This is a genomic window from Alteromonas sp. ABV2_168, assembly GCF_056161165.1.
Genome location: NZ_JBSWYQ010000009.1, coordinates 86,905 through 107,256 on the forward strand (window position 1 = coordinate 86,905; position 20,352 = coordinate 107,256).

Here is a 20,352-nt window from a genome sequence, read left to right on the forward strand (position 1 = left end):
CGTTTCTATGAGAAAAGACTGTCGCATAAAGAGCGATAGTCTTTCGCTCCTGCGGAAAGTGGCGCATATTCGCTGACTGGCTGATGTACTGCGAATGCTTCCGCCAGTTTCACGTTGCGACGAATAGCAGGCAAAATTCTGCCCGCTCCGAATTTCTCCTGCCAGAGACCCAGTGTCTGACGATGTATGCGTAATTTGCCATCCACCATCACAGGCAGAATATCAATGCCACTGGCACGGAAGTGCTTATTTCTGATAGCTTTCATACACGCATTCAGCAGCTTGTTTACGCCATCAGAAGCCAGTGGCGTCGGCTCGGCCGGAATAACAATGCGGTGCGCGCCGGCAAGAGCTGATAACAACCGGGGCCCCAGTGTAGGCGGCGTATCAACCAGAATTATGTCGTAGTGCCCGGCGTCGCCTGCGTCATCAAACAACTGACTGAACCGGTTCAGGGTATATGCGGATTCATCAAAGGCGCTGTCGGTATGTGCCAGCGCCAGATGGATCCTGTCGCTGTATGCCAGCACGCCTTTGAACTCTTCGAATTCGCTCATCCACGCCGGTTGAGAAAGTGCAGAGAGTAAGTCCGGTTGTGCAGTGAAACCCAGTTCGATGTGACCCTGATTATCAAGGTCAATCACCAGCACTTTCGCCCCTTTCTCGCTCAGTGCGTAAGCCAGATTCACTACTGTCGTTGTTTTGGCTGTACCACCTTTACGGTTTGCAACCACAAGCACTTTTGTCATGCCTGAGACTCCGCGTTATATAAACCGGCATCAATGGCACGTTTAAGCCAGCCCCACTCTCCCGCTTCAGGCCATACAGAAATACCGGTCCGATGTTTAATTAAAACCTGATACAGGGCGGTATGGGCGTGGGTGAGCTTTTTCAGATTAACCTGCCTTTTCGGATTCTCTGCCAGCCAGAGATCCAGTTCTTCCGCTAAATCGATTTCACAGTTGCCGTCGAGTGCTGCAACTTTTTGCTTGAAAATTATCGGCATGACAGTAACTCCGGAATGTTGATAATGAGCAGAACCCTTCCGTCACCCAGTAAGGCTGTGCCGCTGAAGTGGGCGTAGCCCGCCATCACACCTTCAAGAGGCTTCTGGATAACATCAATACCCTCATGGAATTTATCGATAACCAAACCGATATCCCCATTGCCTGTGTTTACTACAAGAATAGACTGTTCTTCTGTATTTTGCGTTTCCGGTGCAAAACCCAGATAGTCACGCAGGCAATGAAGCGGTACCAGCTTGTCGCGGATAACCAGCACCTGATGATTCTTGATTTGCTGGATTTCCTCAGGGCGCACTTTTACGGTTTCCACCACGCTGTCCATACTGACGCCGAACATCTGGTCGCTGACTTCAAACATCATCACACGGTTAACCGACATGGTTTGCGGCAACACAAGACGGAACCGTGTGCCGGTACCCACTTCAGACTGCATTTCAATATGACCGCCAGCCTGAGTAACCATGGTTTTCACGGCATCCATTCCCACACCGCGACCGGATAAATCAGACACCTGCTCGGAAGTGGAAAAGCCGGGTGCAAATATCAGTTGCAGTGCTTCGTCATCGTTTATCGATTCCAGTTGCGCTTCAGTGATTACACCTTTCTGGTAAGCCAGCATTTTTATCTTCGCCGGATCAATGCCCTTACCGTCATCGCGGATTTCTATCACCACGTTGTCATCTTGGGGAGTGGCAATGAGCTCAATTTTTCCGGTTTCACTTTTACCCGCACTGAGACGGTCAGCCGGGGACTCGATACCGTGATCGATGCTGTTTCTCAGTAAGTGGATTAAAGGCTCAGACAAAGACTCAATCAGATTCTTATCAAATTCCGTGTCTTCCCCCTGCATTTCAAGCTCAATCTTCTTATCAAGCTTGCGGGCCAGATCCCGTACCAGACGGGGATAACGCTGAAACACGTGAGATACCGGAACCATACGAATTTGCAGAACAGCACTTTGAAGCTCTTCGGTAAGACGGTTCACGATAGTGAAGTGTGACTTAATCTGTTTGCTGAGTTTTCTGCTGCCGCCTTCTTCTTCTGCCTGCCGGGCAAGATAAGGCAGAGAATTCTTCGCTACTGTCAGCTCGCCCACCAAGTCCATCAGGTAATCAATTTTCTCCTGATTAACTTTTAACGTACGTGGTACCTGACGCTCTGCCGTTTTAGCCGGAGCGGTACTCTGCGCCGCCTCTTCCGCAGCAGGCTCCGGAGCGACAGGAACGTTTTGTTCAGTTTTCTTAGCAGCAGTTGCCTCAGGCATTACAGCGTCAGCCTCTTCTTCGCCTGTGTCGGCCTGAGGTACTTCAACCTGTCCACCGGCAATGAGAGACAGCAAGTCTTCAACAGACCGTTCAATCACATCTGCACCCAGTACACGGCTGACAACCAGGTTCACTGACGCCAGCGATGCAGGATTGCCTTCCCCTGCCGCCAGGCGTTCCAGTAAGGCTTGTTGCTGCTCAAGCATGGCAAGGGCACTTGGCGATAATCCATCGCCATTTCCGCAACCGGAGTCATCTGTCGTTAAGTCTGGTGCCTCAGCGTTATTTTCAACAGTGACAGACTCATTACCTGAAGCATCACTGGCTTCAGCCTGCGCCTGCTCTTCGAAAGAAGCAGCATCTCCGGCTGAAGTGGCAATATCACAGAAGCGTGACAGGGCCTCACCTGCTGCGAGTTTTTCAAGCCCTTCACTGATTTGCCAGTGTACGGAGTCCGGATTCAGCGAAGCACACAGGAAGCTGCATATGCGGGCCACTTGCTCGTTGTCTGCCAGCGCTGCCGCTTCGGTGATACCATCAGCATCATCACTTTGTAAGAAGCCGGTCAGCAGCGGCTCACATAATGAGTAAAAGCTGGCTGCGGAAATGGCATCATGTTCATACTGGCCTTCGTAATACGCAAAGTGCCCGGCCAGTGAAGCTGAACTGGCCACACAGAGGATTGTAATGTCCAGGTGGCAAAGGAAAACATCTTCAGGACCTTCTACATGATTTTTACGGGACAAAGTGTGAAAGATAAGCCCCGGGGTTGCCAGACTGACGTTAAACGGATCTTCACCACGAAAGAAACAGTCTGCATCCGGTGTATAGCGGATAACATGAACCATTTCATCGCTTTCCAGTGCACTGAAAAACGCGCTGATACGGCACTTTTCGTTTAGCTCATTTAGCCAGGCAGCCGCTTTGTCAGGTACAGGAGCAACAGTAGCCGGAGAATCAGATGCGCTGCTATCATTGAGATGGCTATCTCCTTGTTCAGTGTCTGAACTGGTCCCGCCGGATGCCGGCTCCATAAAGCTACGCAATCTGGCAGCAAGCCCGGTGGACGTTTCTTCCCACTGAGATAATTGATGGGTTCCCGACTCAAGCTCATCAAAAAATGTACTGATTTGATCGAATGCTTCTAACAGCACATCACCAAGTTCATCGGTAAAAGACACTTCGCCGGCACGCATACAATCCAGTAAATCTTCAGAGGCATGAGCAAGGCGGGTCAGCGGCTTGATATCGAACAGATCCGATGAACCTTTGATAGTGTGAATATCACGGAAAATCGTATCGACCGCTTTAGCGTCATAGCCACTGTTTTGCAGGGTCAGCAGCTCCTGGCTGGCAGATTCCAGATTTTCCCTGGATTCACCGATGAATGTATCTAACAGCTCACTCATAATGATTATTCTCCCAGCATCAGTGACACCATGTCATTTAACGTGGTGCCGTCCACGGGTTTGGTCATATAGAAGTTTGCACCACAGTCGAATGCCCGGGTCGCGTCTGCAGCCTGAGATTCTGTGCTTATCATAATAATAGGCACCTGATTCAATCCTGCATCCCGGCGAATTTCCTGACACAGACGGTAGCCATCCATTTTCGGCATATTGACATCAACCATGAACAGATCGATTTGTTTACCCATTGCCTTTTCGAGCGCTTCTACGCCATTTTCTGCTTCTTCCACATGGCGTTGCGCGCTGGCAACAATCATCCGGTGGTAGGTGCGGACAGTATTGGCATCATCCACAATCATGATAGTTTTCATCTGCTGACTCCCTCGAACCCGGGCTTCTGGTAAACAATAACGTCACCGAACTTTTTAATTTTGAATAATGAGCAAATGCGGCTCATGGACTCACTATGGCCTAAGAAAATGTATCCTCCGGGCTTGAGTGCGTCATATAACACCTGCGCTGCCTTACGACGTGAATCGTCGTCAAAATAAATCAGCAGGTTGCGACAATAAATCAGGTCGAATGAACGGAAACGGCCGGGCACTTCAGCGCCAAGAATGTTCGCCAGACATAAAGTCACGGACTCTTTAATGTCGGGACTCAAATGGAACTCATTGCCCTTCTGAGTGAAATAACGCTGCCGGACTGTCAGCGGAATATTTTGAACAGACCGCTTGGAATAAATGCCTCGTTTAGCATGTTCAAGTACACTGGTATCGATATCAGACGACACAATCTCCACGTCGCGGTGATCCAGTCCTTTCCAGTACTCAAGCAGGTAAATTGCTATGGAATAAGGCTCTTCACCTGTGCTTGAGGGTACTGACCAGATCCTTAGATCCTCACCCGCCAGGCGCATGCTGTCTAAATCATCCATTAAATGACGGCACATGGTTTCGAACTGGTATTCCTCGCGGAAGAAGTAGGTTTCGTTCACCGTCATGGCATTAACAAGACTTTGAAGCTCTTCTCCGGACGCCTGAAAACGCATGAAGGTAAAGTAACTCTTAAACAGATTATGGCCGGTTTGCTTCATGCGCTCTTTCAACCGTTTATCAACGAAGTATCGTTTGGAATCTTCGAAGTAAATGCCGGTTTTCCGGTAGAACATTGAGCGGAACCGGTCGAAGTCAGCGTCAGAGATATCCTCTGCCGGCGACGTTGTCCGGATGCTGGTCATACACCCTCTCCTGCAACAGAATCCCGAACACACTGAATCGCGAACTGGATATAAGCTTCACCGGGAAAACGGGCAGATACTTTTTCGAGTACCTCCAGCGTTCCGCTATCGCCAATTTCTGACAGTTTATCTACTGCGGTACCCACCACATTGATGTTGTTATCGTTCAACACGACGTTGTGCAACCACGTTGCAGCATCCGGATGACGAATAGCGCCGATAACGTCCACGGCAAAAATCCGTACATCACTGTCTTCATCACATAAAAGTTCGTTTACATGGGCTGCGAACAGTACCGGCTGGCTTTGCAGCAACTCAATTGCCCCGTTACGTACCTGCGCATCTTCCGACTTCAGCTTTTCAAGCAGCGCACCGGCCATGTCTTCGTCACACATGCCTTCAACAGCGCTGAATAACGCCTCCAGTACGGTGGGCTCGTGCTCAATGTCAATTTGCTCCAGCAAAGCAGTCCGGGCTGCCAGATTGTTCGTCAGATCTCTTGCCGCCCAGCGTCTGACATCGGCACAACTCGCCTGTAAATCGTCAATAAGGGACGCCAGGTCTCTGCTATTTAGTCTGCGGTCAGCCTGGCTGGCAGACTCTCCGCGGCTTTTTCTCAGTCCCATGGCGTACTCCTATTGCTTGCACAAATGATTAATACGTTGAGCGATGGCGTGACTGTCAAGCACGTGACTGGCGCTCCCCGCCTGAATAAGTTCTTTCGGCATACCAAATACGGTTGCGGTTGCTTCACTCTCCGCAATGGTTACAGCACCTCTGCTGTAGGCTTTCGACATGGCAGCCACGCCATCGCACCCCATACCGGTAAGCTGGACACACAGCATGTGTCTGGGCTCAAAACACCCCAGTGCCGACTCCACCATACGATCTACGCTGGGGTGCCAGAGGAAGTTAGGGCTGGCCGGTATGGGCCTGACAAACACCGTGTTCTGGTTTTTAACGAACGACAGGTCTGCATCCCCTTTTGCGATATATACTTTGCCGGTCTCCACCGGCATACGGCTGCTGACTTCCACCACTTCAAGAGGGCACAAATCATTCAACCTTTTCGCCAGTGCGGCGGTAAACGCTTTTGGCATATGCTGCGCCACGACTACCGGGCAGGGAAAGCTGGCCGGCAACTGAGACAAAATCTGCTCAAGTTTGCGCGGGCCACCGGTGGATACACCAATCATCACCACCTGAACCTTGCTGCTTTTTACCGGCGCTGCCGTTGCTTTTACCGCTGCCGTTTGCTGTTGCGTGTGCACGGGCTTTGACGGTGCTGCCGTTCGCCTGACGTTTGCGGTAAGGGCTTCAATTTTGGAAATCAGCTCATCTTCAATGTCGCTGATATCCGCACTTACCGTTCCGCCGGGCTTCAGGACAAAGTCCGCCGCTCCCAGTGCCAGCGCTTCCAGTGTCACCAGCGCACCTTTCTGTGTCAGCGATGACAGCATCAGCACCGGACACTGGTGAAACTTTCTTAGCAGACTGAGACAGGTCAGACCGTCCATTACAGGCATGTTGATATCTAAAGTAATCACATCAGGTTTAAAAGCTGCTGATTTCGTCAGTGCTTCCTCGCCATCGCGGGCTGAATCAACCTGATAGCCCCGTGCAGTGAAAACCTGTGTGAACAGTTTCCGCATCAAGGCAGAGTCATCTACCACTAATACTTTGACTGCCATCTTCCCGTTAACCCCCGTTTACTTTTGCAATATCGTTGTCGTTCAGCAGTACCGACGGCTCGATGAGCTGAATGATGCGCTGCTCTTTGTTGAGCTTGATGAGCTTGTTTAACAGCTCGGTTTGCTCATCAGACAGTGAAGGCGCATCTTCGATAGAATCGCTAATGACGGTTTTAACTTCTGCAACGCCATCCACAATAAAGCCGGTTTTTTGCTTATTGCGGGTAAGCACCACAATACGCTGCCGGTCAGTGGCTTCCGCTTTGGGTAATCCAAGCCGGGTACGCAAATCAATCACAGGCAGTACCGTGCCCCGCAGATTGACAATGCCTTGCAGGTAGTCCGGTGTATTGGGCACGCTTTCCAACTTGTCGGGAATGCGTGTTATTTCCTGGGTATCTTCGATGCTTACCCCGTACTCCTGACCGGCAATGGAGAAGATCACGTATTGGGCATAGTCTTCTTCGGTCAGCACCCCTTCGTCCTGATTAGCCATATCAGAAACCTCATCTTGTAAATCAACCTGGCTCAGCGCCTGGCTTAGGGAGCGTTGGAAAACGCTGTGCAAGTTAACGATAGAAATGAGTCGCTTTGTGCCTTCCACACGGTACACTGCTTCCAGCGCGCCATCGGTATAGCCGTCGTTACACACAGACGGCACAGGCTCCAGCGCAGTCGGCGATATACTCACCACATTGCTGACTTTCGCGACCACAAAGCCCACAGCGGACTGACTGCTGTCGCTGCAGTTAACAATGATGATGCGGGTAGCATCGTTCATTTCGCAGGGCTGCATACCAAGATTCATGGCCAGATCCACGATGGGAATAATCCGTCCCCGCAGATTTACCAGCCCCAGTACCGAAGGATTGCTGTCAGGTAAGGCGGATATGTCGTCGGGCACCCGCACAATCTCGCCCACATCATGGAGATAAAAAGCAAATTCTTGTCCGGCTATGGAGAAGCACACCAGTTGTTGCAAATCATCTTCGGCTTCATTGTTGTTGTCTTGCGAGCCAGTGCGGTTTTGCTGGAGTTGCAGGCCGGAACCGTCTTTTTTATGGCTGACGGTTAACTGTGACTGCACCAGATTTTCAACATTGAGGATCTGCTCCAGCGGTTCGTTCTTTTGCTTAATTAACCCTTGCAGGTAGTCGTAAGAAATTGACGAATCGCCTTGCTTGTCATTTACCACGGTGTCTTTCGGTACGCTGTAAACACGGTTTACTTTGTCGACCAAAAAGCCCGTCATACCTAACGTTGACTCCACAACGACAACACGGGACGTTTCTGTTTGCTCTGCTGTACACGACAGCAAAATAGCCCGTAAATCGTAAACCGGCAGTACATTACCCCGCAGGTTTGCCAGCCCCATCATCTGGTGGGGCCCCAGCGGGACACCTACCATCACAGGTACACGTATAATTTCGCCAACAGACTGCATGGGAAATGCAAATTTCTCTTTTCCAATCTGGAAAGAAACAAACTGCAGCTCGGTGTCTGTTGCGGTAATTTCCTGAGTTTCCATTTCTTGCATGGTCTCACCTCACCTTTAACTCTGAATCAACCGGCCTTAGCTGTTTTGCATTTCATCAGCGACAGAGGAAATTTCCTCAATAGAGCGGGCAAGAATTTCCACACCTTTGCTCTGCTGTTCTGCGGCAGACAATGCCTGCTGACAGTTACTGCTGGCCTGCTCATTCGCTGCGGCAATTTGCTCCAGGCCCTTCTGCGCCTGGGCTACAGCGGCTGCAATTTCTTCGCCGGCTTGCTGCATTTCCTTGTTGTAAGAAAGCACTTCTGCCATATCGGTTGCTATACCGGCGATGTCTTCAGTGGTTTGCTTTGCTTTTTGCACTTCACGGTAGGCACTTTCTGCCACGTTGGTCAGGTCAGTTTTTACGTTCTGTGTCTGATCCTGAATGGCTTTGATGAGATCTTTGATTTGTTCAACATTCTCAGCGGCCTCATCGGCAAGGCTTTGAATATCGGCAGATACCACGGCAAATCCTTTTCCATATTCACCCGCCCGTGCTGCTTCCACAGCACCGTTAACGGCAAGCATGCTGGTTTTCACTGACACGGTGGTGATGGTATCGATAACTTTGTCGATAGTGCGGGTCATTGATTCCATATCAGTAATGGCTGATACGTTTAATTTGCTGGTTTCCAGTGCGGTATTGATACCTTCCACCATTTCTTCAATAAGTGCGCGGTTCTCTTTCAGCAGTTCTGTTATTGCCTCTCCACGGGTAAGCGCGTTTTCAGACTGAGCAGAGGCTTCCGCCACACCATCGCGGAGGGTGTCAATATTACTCACCGCCTGATCAACCGCTGATGCTGCCTGTTGCGCACCGTTGTTAATCTGATTCAGAGCCGTGGATATTTCTGTGGTTGAGCGGCTGATTTCCTCCATGCTTGCAGATAACTCTTCTGCCGAGGACGCTACTTCTTCCGCGCTTTTATTGATGTCGGTGCTATTTTTAAGCTCTTCAGTAATAATTTCCAGAGACTGGGCAGCCTGCTCAGCTTGTGACAGAGCGCTACTTTGCTCTGAAATGTTACTGGACACTTCCTGGGCAGCAGAAGACTGTTCGTCAGCAGCACAGGAAATGGCTTCAGACCCTGCCTGGATTTCTTTTGCGGCATTATCCATTTCGCGGATTTTGGTCTGCAATGATTCAGAGCCGTTAGCAATGATCTGCATATCTTCTTTGATTTTGGCCAGTTGACTGGTTACCGCTTCGCCTTTTGTCACTTCTTCCAACGCGGCTTGCGATGATTGTTTTACTGCGTCAGAAACCTGATTTGACTGCTGCTGAATTTGCTCGATTTGCATGGCGATGTCGGCAGCGCTCTTGTCCGATACTTCAGCCAGAGCACGTACTGTATCAGCCACAACGGCAAAGCCTTTACCGTGTTTACCGGCGCGTCCGGCTTCGATTGCTGCATTTAATGCAAGTAAGTTGGTCTGGTCGGCAATGCGGGTTACCTGCTTAACAGCCTCACCAATATTAGACGCTTGCTGTTCCAGTTCGCTCATCATGACTACAGAGCGCGACTGGTGCTCGGACGCAGTCTTTACACTGTCCATCATATTGCCGAGGTTACCCATTACACGGTCTACAAAGGTCTGTAACAGATTGGTTTTGTCCAGGGTCTGACCGGATAAGGTGAGCTGAGATTTAAGTGATGAAGATATCTGGGTGATCGCCGCCAGACTCTCCTGACTCGCACTACTAGACTCTTCTGCACCGGCAGCAATTTCATTGATGGCAGTACCAAGCTGGTCCGTCGCGCTGGCAGACTGACTGATGCCACTGGCCAGTTCAGCCGTCGCGGTCGCTACCCGTTCGGCAGCTTGTTGTTGTCTGGCGAGCGTGCGGGCTTTTTTTCGCTGCTCTTCTGCTTCTCTGCGTAGTTTCGCGTCTACTCTTACGGCCGGTGTGGCCGGGCTGGCCTCAGTACTTTTTTTCAGTGCCATGGAAAACCTCGGAATTTACTATGAATGAACGATTGCTTAACAGCGCGTTTAGTAAATGTTTAGAGCAGGCAGAAAAAATTTAGGTATAAAACAGGATACCTTGGTATGGGAGGGAATCTGGTTGTGGGGGGATCTCCCCATAAGTGCATCTTTGTCGCCTTATACACAAATGTCACAATAAATACATTTAGGTATAAGATCTCAATAACTTAGGATGTAACTAAAAAGGCCGGGCGCTGCTGGATATCTGTCAATCTAGCCTTTTGGCGTAGTCAGATAATAATACCGGACTTTTTTTGTATTTATTTCAAACATTACATGGTTGTAATGAAATAGCAGATTATAAATGTAAGAAACCCCGGCTTTTCATGGCCGGGGTTTCTGATTTTAAATAATACGTTGACTGAGTTCAGCCCTGTAGCTTTTCTATGATCGCTACATTCGCCGCGGGAAAATCTTCAGGCTCCAGTGCACAAAGCTTAAGCCACTTGCCCTGTTGTCCTTCCAGACCGGCAGGTTCACCGGCGAAGTCCGTGACTGTATGAACATCAAGCAGTACCCGCTTATCTCCGTAATCGTGACCGATAACAGTCAGTGGCTGACTGGTTTGTATATCAATACCAATCTCTTCCTTAAGCTCGCGGGCCAGTGCCTGAGTCACCGTTTCGCCGGCATCCACTTTACCACCGGGAAACTCCCACTTTCCGCCCTGATGTTTGTCGTCGGGCCGCTTACAGATATAAACGAGCCCGTCACGAAGTACTACACCTACGGCTACATGCACTTCTTTCATTAAGACAGTTTACCGTGGCACTGTTTGTATTTTTTGCCAGAACCGCAAGGGCACGGGTCGTTACGGCCTACTTTAGGCCCCTGGCGCATTTCAGAACGGATACCTGACTGGCCATCGGCCTCCGGTGCCTGTTCAGGTGCCTCTTCATGATTAAAGTTCTTAGGCACATCGTCAGCCTGACGACGCTGCTCTTCCACCTTTTCCACGTCAGATTCAGCTTTTACCTGCACACGGCTCAAGATGGTGATAACTTCCACTTTCAATGCTTCAAGCATACCCGAGAAGAGTTCAAAGGATTCACGCTTATATTCCTGCTTAGGATTCTTCTGGGCGTAACCACGCAGGTGAATACCCTGACGAAGGTGGTCCATAGCGGCCAGATGCTCTTTCCAGTGACTGTCGAGGTTCTGTAGCATGATCGCTTTTTCAAACTGACGCAGTACATCCGGGCCTACTGCATTTTCTTTTTCCTGATAAGCGCCTTCGATTTCTGTCAGAACACGCTCACGGAGTTTTTCTTCGTACAGCTTATCATCGCTATCAAGCCATTTCTGCACAGGCAGGTCGACTTTAAAGTCTGCTTTAAGTCGCTCTTCCAGGCCCGGCACATCCCACATTTCTTCTAGTGACTGGGGAGGAATGTACTCATCAACTACGCCATTCACCACGTCTACACGGATAGCTTTAATCGTTTCGCTGATATCGCCTTCGTCCAGCAGTTCATTACGCTGCTCGTAAATGACCTTACGTTGATCATTAGCCACGTCATCGTATTCCAGCAACTGCTTACGGATATCGAAGTTACGGCCTTCCACTTTACGCTGGGCGTTTTCAATTGCGCGGGTTACCCACGGGTGCTCAATGGCTTCGCCATGCTCCATGCCCAGGCGCTTCATCATGCCAGCCATTTTCTCAGACGCGAAGATACGCATCAGTGCATCATCCAGCGACAGGTAGAAACGGCTGGAACCGGGATCGCCCTGACGGCCGGCACGACCACGTAACTGGTTGTCAATACGGCGTGATTCGTGACGCTCGGTACCAATGATATGCAAACCACCGGCATCGAGTACTTGCTGATGCAGCGCTTCCCATTCATCTTTCAGTTTCTTAAGTTGCGCTTCAGTAGGGTTTTCCAGTTTCTCAGCTTCGGCTTTCCAGTTACCGCCAAGCACAATATCTGTACCACGACCGGCCATGTTAGTCGCGATGGTAACAGCGCCGGGACGGCCGGCCTGAGCGATAATATCCGCTTCCTGTTCGTGGAACTTGGCGTTCAGCACTTTATGCGGCACTTTTTCTTTCTTCAGAAAGCGGGACAGCAGTTCAGAGTTTTCGATAGACACCGTACCGACCAGTACCGGCTGACCTTTTTTCACTGCAACACGGATGTCAGCCACAATGGCGTCGTATTTTTCCTGTGCAGTCAGATAAATCAGGTCGGCCATATCTTTACGGGCCATTGGACGGTTAGTCGGAATAACCACGGTTTCCAGTCCGTAAATAGACTGGAATTCAAATGCTTCGGTATCGGCAGTACCAGTCATACCGGCAAGTTTATCGTATAAACGGAAATAGTTCTGGAAGGTAATCGATGCCAGAGTCTGGTTCTCGTTCTGGATCTTTACGCCTTCTTTGGCTTCTACCGCCTGGTGCAGGCCCTCAGACCAGCGACGGCCCTCCATTGTGCGGCCCGTGTGCTCATCAACAATAACGATTTGATCGTCTTTTACGATGTAATCCACATCTTTCTGGAATAATTTGTGGGCACGCAATGCCGCATTAATATGGTGAAGCAGAGAAATATTACCGGCAGCAAACAGTGATTCTCCTTCCGGCAAAATACCGTTACGTTGCAGAATTTCTTCAACGTGGATTTGACCCCGTTCGGTCAGGTGAATCTGACGGGCTTTCTCATCAACGGTGTAATCGCCGTCGCCTTCCTGCCCTTCTTCGTCTTCTTTTTCCTGCTGAACCAGCTCAGGTATCACCGTATTGATCGCTCTGTACAGGTGAGAGCTGTCCTCGGCTGCACCGGAAATAATAAGCGGCGTTCTTGCCTCATCAATAAGAATAGAGTCAACCTCATCCACTACCGCGTAGTGCAACGGGCGCTGAACGCGATCCTGCGGGCTGAAGGCCATATTGTCACGGAGGTAATCAAAACCAAATTCGTTGTTCGTTCCGTAAGTAACGTCGGCGTTGTAGGCCTCACGCTTCATATCCGGTGACATGCCGGGCACATTACACCCTACTGTCATGCCTAAGAATTCAAACAATTCGCGGGACCAGTCGGCATCACGGCGGGCCAGGTAATCGTTCACGGTAATAACGTGGACACCTTTAGCGGTCAGTGCATTCAGGTAAGTAGGTAAGGTCGCGGTAAGGGTTTTACCTTCACCGGTACGCATTTCTGCAATTTTACCTGTGTGCAGTACCATACCACCAATCATCTGTACGTCGAAGTGACGCATACCGTAAACGCGCTTACTGGCTTCACGTACGGTGGCAAAGGCATCGTTAAGGATATCTTCCGGGGTTTCACCTTTTTCCAAACGAGCTCTGAGTTCGGCAGTTTTCGCCTTTAGCTGCTCATCGCTTAACGCTTCGTATTCCTTTTCCAATGCGTTGATGGCATCGACGTTCTTTTTTAGTTTTTTTATGAGACGGTCGTTACGGCTACCGAATACTTTCCTCAGGATGCTTGCAAACATTTGGTTGATGATTCCACTACTTTTTTACGAGTTCCGGCATCCCGGTGGGCTCGTAGATTTAAAATAAATGACGCCGCGCACATCATGTGCATGGTTGTCACCCTATCTGTTTGTGCTGGTTTACCGGAGTAAACCTTTTCTGGCTGCTGCTTAACGTCTTTTGGTAACGTACGGCAGAGGATCGATTTGTTGCCCGTTTCTTATTACTTCGTAGTGAACATGAGCACCTGTGGAGCGGCCGGTACTACCCATCACTGCGATAGTCTGACCTTTTGTTACAACGTCACCGATAGCAACCGATAGTGCCTGATTGTGCCCGTACCGGGTCACCATTCCATCACCATGATCGATTTCTATCAGTAAGCCATAACCGTGACGTTCTCCTGCCCAGGTCACGATGCCTGCAGCAGTGGAAACAACGTCATCACCAGATTTACCCGCAAAGTCCAGCCCTTTGTGCATTGCTGGATTGCCGGTAAAAGGATCTGCGCGCATGCCGTAATAAGAAGACAACCATCCCGACGCTATTGGCCGGCCAGATAATTGACTCTGTTCATGGATATGATGCCCCCGGACAAGACTTTCAAGCATCGCCAGCTGCTGTTTTTTCGCAGACACAGTCTGCTGTAAAGCGGCGATTTGTTCCATCAGGGGTTCATTATCCACGTCTTTTGGCGAAGAGCCGGGGTCAAAGGCGTCTAAATCTTCTGCCTTCATCCCAAATTCAGCGGCAATTAATTTGCCTTTTTCATCAAGTTGCGACACCGTCGCATCCATTTCAGCAAGACGCTCTGCCAGAATTTGTAATTGCTGACGTGTGCTGGCAGCCAGTGCATCAACTTCTGCACCTCCGGCTTCATTAGCGACCTGAGCAAGCTTAATTCTGGCAATATCTTCGGAAACGGAATCAGTGGAACGGCTGGAAACTAACATGAATAACGACGAGAGTACGGTAAAACTCACCAGTGTTCTCACACTGATGCTTTTCCTGTATCGCTTCTGCTTACCAATAAAGGTTATCGTTAGTTTCATCGGGCACTCTTAATAAAATCCGGACTAGTTTACCGCTGTTAATGCAAATGAACAAACCACAATCAGATACTCAGTGCGTTTTTTTCATACCCCGTAAGACAAGGTAAGCAGAATTGACGACAAAATACACGGAGGATGACTACTTTCTCTCCCGTAACGGAAAAATATTATTCTTCAGGCTACTCAGCGCCGCGAGAATATGCGGTGAACCTTCCATGTGGAAACGGTTACTGTTAACCAGCATCTCCGGCTTTTGTTTAGTGACTTTTTCCGGTAAATCTTCTGCCACTGGTTGCTGCGGCTGTAACTGAAGCCAGCCTTCTTTCCCGCACCGCTTAACCATGTACATTGCTTTATCAGCCAGGATAAGGGTGTGAGACCATGTCCAGCCAGCCTCCCCGCCGGGCGGATGGTAACATACGCCAACAGAGCAGGTAGGCGGCGAACTGAGCCTTTGTTGGTGAGGCCAGCGCGTCAGCTCCATAGAACACATCAGGCGTCCGATAAATTCACTTACGGAAATGCCTGCATCCAGCACAATCAAAAACTCTTCGCCGCCCCAGCGGATAACGTGATCGGCACTGCGCACTTCCCTGCGCAAAATATCTGCGAATTTAACCAGAATATCGTCTCCGACAGCATGGCCTAATTCGTCGTTCAGGACTTTGAAATTATCGATATCGAGAATGATACAAAATACCCCCCGTTGCTGGCGGGCAGCCTTCGCAAGGATTTTATCGATAAAGGTATCGAGATAGCGACGGTTGTTAAGCCGGGTCAGGGAGTCGGTCAGGCTTGCCTGCTGCAATTGTTCGTTGGCTTCAGCCAACTGCTTGTTTGCTTTATCAAGCTCCGCGGTGCGCGCAGTTACCATTGCCTCCAATTGCAGTCTGGCGCGCTCCAGCCGGCGGGTTCTGATGTGGTATACCGCCCAGAAAGCGAGGACAGCGAGCAACACAAATACCAGTCGCATCCATTGTTGTTCGTACCAGAAGGGCGGCATGGAAAAACGGAAAAAGGCAGGCTCTCCCCAGGCATTCCACTCTTTCAGGCGGGCTTCCACTTCAAATGTATAATCGCCCGGGGGTAAATTCGTGTAAAACGCTTCCCGCCTGTTTCCGGCGTTGATCCAGTCACGGTCGTACCCGTTCAGGCGGTAACGGAATTCCAGTGCACTGTTACGGTAAAATCGGGGGCTGGTGTAATTGATCTGAAGATTCCGCTCCCCCTCAGGGAGTAAAGCCCCCGACTTTGTCACGGATTCACCCTGCACAATGATTTCATCGACTTCCGGCACCAGTCCTCTGCGGTTAATCGCACTCAGAGTTAAATCAATGGTTGCCACTCCGTTGAGTGTGGGCAGATAAAGTATATTGCCTTCAACAAGACCTTTCGCATTCCCCGCCCCGTTACAGCAGCGGATCCCGTCAGTGTCGGACTCCGGGCCATAATCGTCCACAAGCATAGACACCTCCACCGGCGCTCCGGCTTCAAGTGAATGCTTACTTATCTGATACACACCTTTCAGGCTGGAAATGACCAGATTGTCGTCTTGTTCAGCCATAAACATCACGCCGGATGCCGGTAGCTGACGTTCATCCGGCCAGTACCAGCCAGACTGCTGCTGAACCGCAAAGCCGGACTGAAAAGTCCCGACCAGCATACGGCCGTCTTTGAGTTGTCCGATATAGGCAATTGACACTGTGTTGAGAATGTCATCATTGACAGGTATCCGCTCACCCTTGCCGTTCAGGTGGATAAGGCCGCCGGTGGTGCCCGCCCAGATATCGCCTGTGTTGTCTGCAAACACAAAGCGGGTATTACCAATCTCTTCACCGTTACTAAACGAAACTTTTTGCAGCGTTTCCTGATCCCAGCGAAACAATCCGCCTGTAGAGGCCACCAGCACATCGCCGCCAGGAAACTCTTCAATGCCGTTAATTTGCATGCCATCAAGTTGCGGGAACCGCTGTAACACCTGGTAGTTTTCATCAAGATGCACAAGACCACTGCGTGTTCCCAGCCATAGCGTATTGTCTGTGGCCGTTAATATTGAATAGACCACATGATTAGGCAACCTGGCATCCTGTATTAAAGGCGTGAATTGATGATTTTTCAGCAAATAGAGCCCGGCATTCGTGCCGGTAAGAATCCCGTCCCTCTGCTTGCCAAAAGTCCAGACATAGGGTTCATCTAGCCCGGCTTTTTTACCCAGACTGGATGTTCCGTCATAGCGCAAACGCTGCAGACCGTGAGTGCGGCTTCCAAACCAAAGGTTGCCCGCTCTGTCTTCGAAGGCAGACACAAACCAGGGAGACGTTCTGCCTTTAATTTCGGTAACTTCTTCTACCAGAGTATGGCCGGTAAGTTGAAGAAGACGTTGCTTACCGCCTATCCAGAGGTTGCCCTTACTGTCAGCAAATAACATCTCAATAGGATCGTTAATTACGCCGGACGTGGTTTCATACGTCCTGAGTTTGTCACTGTCGCTGGCAATGAAAAGACCTTCAGACGTCCCCACCAGAAGCTGCTCGCGATACTGCGCAAGGTGAATAATGTGCGCGCCGGATGGCAGCCCGCTTGCGGGCACTGACTGGCTGATGTGTTCCCCATCCAGATAACTCAGTCCGGTACTTGAGCCAATCCAGAGGCGATGTTGATCCGTGGCGAGAGTTCGGATATGCCCTGCTTCCCCTGCCAGGCGGTTTACATGGTCACCATTTGCTGAGACCCGGAAAAGACCCTCTCCGGCAGCGTAAAGATATCCGTTAAACCAGATAATATCGTTAATTGCTCCCAGAGACTTCCCGTCAAGCAGCACTTCTTCTATTTGCCCGTCTTCCATTTTGAGCAAGTGATTTGATGTACCGACAAACAACCTGTCATCCGGTGTCACAAAGACTTTTCGCAGGATAGGATCGGAAAACAGTGGAGATGTTCTGCCATCAAAGATACGGAACCGGTTGCCATCAAACCTCGCCAGTCCTCCCTCTGTGGCTACCCATATAAAGCCGGTATTGTCTTCAGCAATACTGATGGCAGAGACCTGAGGCATATTGTTACGGGTATCCCAGATACGCTGATGATACTGACTGTAAGGAATAGTCGCCGGCGTTTCGTTAGCGACGGGAGCTGCAATTACGTCCGCAGGGAAAAGAAACAGGAATACCAATGCATAAAAAAACAGTAAATCTGGCAGGCAGCGGACAAATACCGGCTCAATCCGGCCTTGATGCGTTGAAAGAATAGCGGGACAACCCTGAGTGCTCATAGACAGTGTTCATTCCCCGAAAGTAAAAACATGAATTGCGCGTACAACAGATCGTTGCCTGTTTATATGGAGAGTTTACCACTAAGGATAGTTCACTTCCCTTTGAAGTGATTAATCTTTTGGACAGTTTTGGTATTAAAAATTTACATCAGGTACAAAAAAACCGCCTGTAAAAGGCGGTTTTCAAACAAGATTTTTCTATGCTATGACGGGCTCTGCATACCGGATGGGCATCTCATCCTGGTTTTCATAAGTGATGTATTCCCAGCAATCTTTCTGCTCCAGCACAGCATTCAACAGTTTGTTGTTAAGACCATGACCGGTTTTATAGGCTGCCAGTTCACCAATGATGCTGTGGCCACCCATATAAAGGTCGCCCACTGCGTCCAGAACCTTATGCTTCAGGAATTCGTCATCATAACGCAAACCTTCAGGGTTCAGAATACGGAACTCGTCCAGAGCAACAGCATTTTCCATGCTGCCACCCAGTGCCAGATTGTTCGCGTTCATGTACTCAAGGTCGCGCATGAAACCGAATGTCCGCGCACGGCTGACTTCTTTTACATACGAACAACTGTCAAAATCCATCACCATATGCTGATTAGTCTGACTAATCACAGGATGATCGAAATCGATACGGAAATCCACGCGGAAACCATCGTAAGGACGTAACTCGGCCCACTTGTCTCCGTCTTCAACCCGCACTGTCTTCGTGATACGGATAAAACGCTTAGGCGCATTCAGCTCTTCAATACCTGCAGATTGCAGTAAGAAAACGAACGGGCTGGCGCTGCCATCCATAATCGGCAGTTCGTTGCTGTCTACTTCAACAATAATGTTGTCAATGCCCAGACCAGCTAACGCTGAAGCAAGGTGTTCCACAGTGTGGATACTGACACCATCTTCATTGTTTACACACGTACACAGCATGGTGTTACCCACCGCGTTTGCACGCGCATGGATATCCACATAGGGTTCCAGGTCAATGCGTCGGAACACAATTCCTGTGTTCGCAGGCGCAGGCCGGAGAGTCATGGTGACCTTTTCCCCTTTATGTAAACCAATACCGGTCTCTTGTACCGATTGTTTGATTGTACGTTGTCTAATCATTTCGTTGCTTTTACCTGTTCAAAAAGCGGTCGCGTAGTATATAGACAAAAGTTTATTTTGTCAAATTTCTGTCACACTCGACCTTGGTTAAACACCAACTTCTTATACATTGACAACAATTCCGGAGAAAAATTCCCCGAAATGAACAGCTTAGTCTGCCTGTTTACGCAAGAATGCCGGAATATCCAGATATTCTAAATCGTTGTTTGGCTGTGCTTCACTTTCTACTTTCAGTGCCTGGTTACCATCGGTAGAGCCTACAGCGCGGGCTTCGCTGGTACTTGAAGTACCGAACTCGCGGGCAGCACCGGATAAACGGGAACCTTCAGAACTTACCAGTGAAATGTCAGGCTTACGCTCTGCGCCGATACCGGTTGCAACAACCGTTACACGCAGTTCGTCGGCCATTTCCATATCGATAACCGTACCCACAACCACGGTAGCATTTTCAGATGCAAACGCTTTAACGGCGTTACCCACAGTTTCGAATTCGTCGATGGAGAAATCAGGGCCGGCAGTGATATTCACCAGAATACCCCGTGCACCGGACAGATCGATGTCTTCAAGCAGCGGACAGGCGATAGCTGCTTCTGCAGCTTCTTCAGCACGGTCTGCACCGGATGCAACACCGTTACCCATCATCGCAGTACCCATTTCAGACATCACGGTTTTCACGTCAGCGAAGTCAACGTTGATCAGACCTGGACGGGTGATCAGTTCAGCAATACCCTGCACCGCACCATTGAGTACGTTGTTGGCTTCGCTGAAAGCTTGCAGAAGCGGCGTGCCCGGGCCCATCACTTTAAGCAACTTTTCGTTTGGAATGGTGATCAGTGAATCAACGTTTTTCGCTAACTCAACGATACCCTGTTCAGCAAAAGCAGTACGCTTTTTACCTTCAAACGGGAAAGGCTTGGTCACTACAGCAACCGTCAGGATTCCCATTTCGCGGGCAATTCTGGCAACTTCAGGCGCAGCACCTGTACCTGTACCACCGCCCATACCGGCAGTGATAAACACCATGTCAGCGCCGTCTAAAGCCTGACGGATGGTTTCGCGATCTTCCTGAGCGGCTTCACGGCCGATATTCGGATCAGCTCCGGCACCGAGACCTTTCGTCAGCGATGAACCGATTTGCAGTGTCACGTCTGCGCTAGAGCTGCGCAATACCTGAGCGTCAGTGTTCACCGCGATGAACTCTACGCCTTCAATATTCTGTGCCACCATGTGTTCTACAGCATTACCACCGCCACCACCGACGCCGATAACTTTGATTACGGCTTCTTCGCCGTGGCTATCCATTAACTCAAACATACTT

General features: G+C 49.9%; 15 protein-coding genes. All 15 read right to left on the reverse strand.

Annotation, left to right across the window (positions count from 1 at the left end; translation table 11 throughout):
- Window positions 1-5 precede the first annotated feature (5 nt).
- Complete coding sequence (locus tag ACXAH4_RS14160) at window positions 6-749, reverse strand: ParA family protein (RefSeq protein ID WP_474842909.1); 744 nt, start codon at window positions 747-749, stop codon at window positions 6-8.
- Complete coding sequence (locus ACXAH4_RS14165; protein WP_474842911.1) at window positions 746-1,006, reverse strand: hypothetical protein; 261 nt, start codon at window positions 1,004-1,006, stop codon at window positions 746-748. The genes ACXAH4_RS14160 and ACXAH4_RS14165 overlap by 4 nt, the downstream gene beginning before the upstream one ends.
- The gene (locus ACXAH4_RS14170; protein WP_474882340.1) at window positions 997-3,699 is read right to left on the reverse strand and encodes a chemotaxis protein CheA; all 2,703 of its coding nucleotides are present in this window, start codon (window positions 3,697-3,699) and stop codon (window positions 997-999) included. The genes ACXAH4_RS14165 and ACXAH4_RS14170 overlap by 10 nt, the downstream gene beginning before the upstream one ends.
- 5 nt (window positions 3,700-3,704) lie before the next feature.
- Window positions 3,705-4,070, reverse strand: coding sequence for a response regulator (locus ACXAH4_RS14175; RefSeq protein ID WP_119502172.1), 366 nt, complete (start codon window positions 4,068-4,070; stop codon window positions 3,705-3,707).
- On the reverse strand, window positions 4,067-4,939 hold the full coding sequence (locus ACXAH4_RS14180) for a CheR family methyltransferase (protein ID WP_474847693.1): 873 nt from the start codon (window positions 4,937-4,939) through the stop codon (window positions 4,067-4,069). The genes ACXAH4_RS14175 and ACXAH4_RS14180 overlap by 4 nt, the downstream gene beginning before the upstream one ends.
- Window positions 4,936-5,565: a HEAT repeat domain-containing protein gene (locus tag ACXAH4_RS14185; protein WP_474882342.1), complete on the reverse strand. Its 630-nt coding sequence runs from the start codon at window positions 5,563-5,565 to the stop codon at window positions 4,936-4,938. Before ACXAH4_RS14185 ends, ACXAH4_RS14180 begins: the two co-directional genes overlap by 4 nt.
- A gap of 9 nt (window positions 5,566-5,574) precedes the next feature.
- On the reverse strand, window positions 5,575-6,630 hold the full coding sequence (gene cheB, locus ACXAH4_RS14190; RefSeq protein WP_474882344.1) for a chemotaxis-specific protein-glutamate methyltransferase CheB: 1,056 nt from the start codon (window positions 6,628-6,630) through the stop codon (window positions 5,575-5,577).
- Window positions 6,631-6,637: 7 nt separating this feature from the next.
- Entirely contained in the window at window positions 6,638-8,167 is a 1,530-nt protein-coding gene (locus ACXAH4_RS14195; protein ID WP_474882345.1) for a chemotaxis protein CheW, read from the reverse strand.
- Between the two features lie 36 nt (window positions 8,168-8,203).
- A complete protein-coding gene (locus tag ACXAH4_RS14200) occupies window positions 8,204-10,114 on the reverse strand; it encodes a methyl-accepting chemotaxis protein (protein WP_474847687.1) in 1,911 nt (636 codons plus the stop codon).
- Between the two features lie 409 nt (window positions 10,115-10,523).
- Window positions 10,524-10,907, reverse strand: coding sequence for an 8-oxo-dGTP diphosphatase MutT (gene mutT, locus ACXAH4_RS14205; protein WP_474847685.1), 384 nt, complete (start codon window positions 10,905-10,907; stop codon window positions 10,524-10,526).
- Window positions 10,907-13,621, reverse strand: a complete 2,715-nt coding sequence (gene secA / locus ACXAH4_RS14210; protein ID WP_119502179.1) for a preprotein translocase subunit SecA — start codon at window positions 13,619-13,621, stop codon at window positions 10,907-10,909. The genes mutT and secA overlap by 1 nt, the downstream gene beginning before the upstream one ends.
- Before the next feature lie 150 nt (window positions 13,622-13,771).
- Window positions 13,772-14,653: a M23 family metallopeptidase gene (locus ACXAH4_RS14215; RefSeq protein ID WP_474882347.1), complete on the reverse strand. Its 882-nt coding sequence runs from the start codon at window positions 14,651-14,653 to the stop codon at window positions 13,772-13,774.
- Between the two features lie 139 nt (window positions 14,654-14,792).
- On the reverse strand, window positions 14,793-17,924 hold the full coding sequence (locus tag ACXAH4_RS14220) for a ligand-binding sensor domain-containing protein (RefSeq protein WP_474882349.1): 3,132 nt from the start codon (window positions 17,922-17,924) through the stop codon (window positions 14,793-14,795).
- Window positions 17,925-18,122: 198 nt separating this feature from the next.
- Window positions 18,123-19,034 carry a UDP-3-O-acyl-N-acetylglucosamine deacetylase gene (lpxC, locus tag ACXAH4_RS14225; RefSeq protein ID WP_474842934.1) on the reverse strand — a complete coding sequence of 304 codons (912 nt, stop codon included), beginning with the start codon at window positions 19,032-19,034 and terminating at the stop codon, window positions 18,123-18,125.
- A 150-nt stretch (window positions 19,035-19,184) separates the two neighbouring features.
- The gene (gene ftsZ, locus ACXAH4_RS14230) at window positions 19,185-20,348 is read right to left on the reverse strand and encodes a cell division protein FtsZ (protein ID WP_119502183.1); all 1,164 of its coding nucleotides are present in this window, start codon (window positions 20,346-20,348) and stop codon (window positions 19,185-19,187) included.
- Window positions 20,349-20,352 lie beyond the last annotated feature (4 nt).